The 2,552-nt window shown below is 55.4% G+C and carries 1 protein-coding gene and 1 pseudogene; both read left to right on the forward strand.

Features of this window, described 5'->3' with window-relative positions; translation table 11 throughout:
* Window positions 1-117 precede the first annotated feature (117 nt).
* On the forward strand, window positions 118-2,064 hold the full coding sequence (locus tag PA6_RS22095) for an LTA synthase family protein (protein ID WP_021703183.1): 1,947 nt from the start codon (window positions 118-120) through the stop codon (window positions 2,062-2,064).
* Window positions 2,061-2,552, forward strand: a pseudogene (locus PA6_RS22100) (phosphatase PAP2 family protein); the annotation flags it as partial. The gene PA6_RS22095 and the pseudogene PA6_RS22100, both read left to right, overlap by 4 nt.

The raw sequence follows: 2,552 nt of genomic DNA on the forward strand, positions 1-2,552 counted from the left end.
GCGTCATCAGAGTTCTAGATGCGCGCACGGCGTTGACAGCTTTTTCACATCTTCTTCACCAGTTTTCGACGGCGCACTTTGCAGACTGCCGGGCATTTCTACTGCTCGGACTCTCGTATGTTCACTCCCCGCACTGCGCCTATGCGTTTCCTACTACTGCTGCTGACCTGTTGGCTGGTGGTGTTTTTGGGTACTCGGGCAGTCTTGCTTGGTTCTCACCTTACTGAGGCTGGCGGCGCGTCCGCTGGAATCTTTGCTATTGGAGCACTTTATGATCTTGGCTTCCTGGCTTATGCAGCTTTCCCTCTAGGTTTGTATCTGCTGCTGTGCCCGCCAGTGCTTTGGCGACGTCCTGGGCATCGGATTTTTCTGATTACTCTGTTTTTGGTCAGCCTGTTTGCCATGCTTTTTGTCTCTACAGCCGAGTGGCTGTTCTGGGACGAGTTCGGAGTGCGCTTCAACTTCATCGCCGTGGACTACTTGGTGTACTCCGATGAGGTGCTTAACAACTTGCTTGAGTCTTATCCCATCGGGTTGCTACTGCTCGGTCTCGGCGCAGTTAGCGCACTGCTGGGGGGGATGCTCCGTCGCCCCCTCATTGCGGCCTTGAATGCACCTCTACCGACGTGGTGCTCTCGTGGCATCGCCGTGGCTGGGTTGGGTTTTGCTGTAGTTCTGTCCGCAGTGGCGCTCAATCAAGACAGTCCCCGAGGGATGGGGGGGAACGCATACCGCCACGAGCTAGCGAGCAATGGTCCATATCAGTTCTTTGCGGCGTTCCGGAACAACGAGCTTGATTATCAGCAGTTCTACAGCACGCTGCCTGATGCCCAGATCGGCCAGCAGTTGCGCCAGGAGATGAGCGAGCCGACTGCACAATTCACTAGCGATGATCCGGTGGATATTCGCCGGCAGATCAACAATCCAGGAGCGCCACGTAAGCTCAATATTGTCCTGGTGACCATCGAGAGCCTGTCAGCCAAATACTTGGGCAGCTTCGGTGATCCGCGGGGGCTGACCCCGAACATGGATGAGCTGCGTAAGCAGAGCCTGTTCTTCAACAATTTCTACTCAACCGGTACCCGGACAGACCGAGGCCTTGAGGCCATCACGCTTTCCATACCGCCGACGCCAGGGCGTTCCATCGTGAAGCGCATTGGGCGTGAGAGTGGCTATGGCAGCCTCGGCCAGCAGCTTGCGTCTCAGGGTTACGACAGCGTCTTTGTTTATGGCGGTCGCGGCTACTTCGACAACATGAACGCTTTCTTCAGCGGGAACGGGTACCGCGTGGTCGATCAGAGCAGTGTTGATGAGGCCGACATCCACTTTAAAAATGCCTGGGGCATGGCGGACGAGGATCTTTATGCTCAAGCACTTCGCTTAGCTGATGCTGATCATGCAGCTAGCAAGCCGTTCCTGCTGCAACTGATGACCACCTCCAATCACCGTCCATACACATACCCGAGTGGTCGCATCGACATACCTGCTGGCGATGGGCGTGAGGGGGCGGTTAAGTACACCGACTGGGCTATCGGTAACTTCCTTGAGCAGGCCAGAAAGAAGCCCTGGTTCGACAACACCCTGTTCGTCTTTGTAGCTGACCACTGTGCAGGTAGCGCCGGCATGGAAGATCTCCCGGTGGCCAATTACCACATCCCATTGTTCCTATACGCCCCCAAGTGGCTTCCGGCTCGCGAGGATGGTCAGTTGGCTAGCCAGATTGACCTAGCTCCGACCCTCCTTGGTTTGCTGAACCTTGACTACACCTCCACGTTCTTTGGCCGCGATTTGCTTAAGAGCAATGCTGCGCAGCCTCGGGTTCTTATTGGCAACTATCAGCACCTGGGCCTTTTCGACGGCAAAAACCTGGCCATTCTCAGTCCGCAAAATCATATGCGCCGGCATGACGATGCCTTGGGCGAAAGCCGGGAGTATCAAGTGGATGCTCAGGATCCTCTGATGCAAAGGAACATCAGCTACTACCAGGCGGCGAGTCATGCTTTCCAAAACGGTCTATTGGCCTGGAAGCCGTTTGAAAAGCAGATGGAGGTGGGGCAGCAATGAACCAGCAGCGATATTCAGTCCGTTTTGATAGACGATGGTGGTACGGCATCCCTCTCTTTTTCATTGCCCTGCTTTTAGCTTTTGAACCGACCAGGTTGGACTTCGCAATCGCGGACCTCTTCTACGTCCATGGGTTGGGTTTCATAGGGCGACATAATGATTTTCTGGAGAACGTGCTGCACGATCGTGCGAAGCAGTTGGTGATAGCTGTTGGTGTCCTGGCGTTGATTGGCTTTGTGATAAGCCTGTTTCCGACTCGGCTGAGACCTTTGCGCCTGACATTGGGCTACTTGGTGCTGGCTATGGGGATATCAGGGGGCTTCGTTAGCCCGCTCAAGCAAGTGACCCAGATGCAATGCCCATGGAGCCTCGAGCAGTTCGGCGGAGTAGAGCATTTCTCGCCATTGCTAGGTGCACGAGCGGAGCCCGTAGAGAAGCCCGGGAACTGCTGGCCGGGAGGCCATGCTGCTGCAGGTTTTGCATTGTTT

This window comes from Aquipseudomonas alcaligenes NBRC 14159, from assembly GCF_000467105.1.
In the GTDB taxonomy this organism is placed as follows: domain Bacteria; phylum Pseudomonadota; class Gammaproteobacteria; order Pseudomonadales; family Pseudomonadaceae; genus Aquipseudomonas; species Aquipseudomonas alcaligenes.

Bases quoted from the DNA above. Each gene is read 5' to 3' on its own strand.
- PA6_RS22095 (WP_021703183.1), top strand. From the start codon at position 118: ATGTTCACTCCCCGCACTGCGCCTATGCGTTTCCTACTACTGCTGCTG.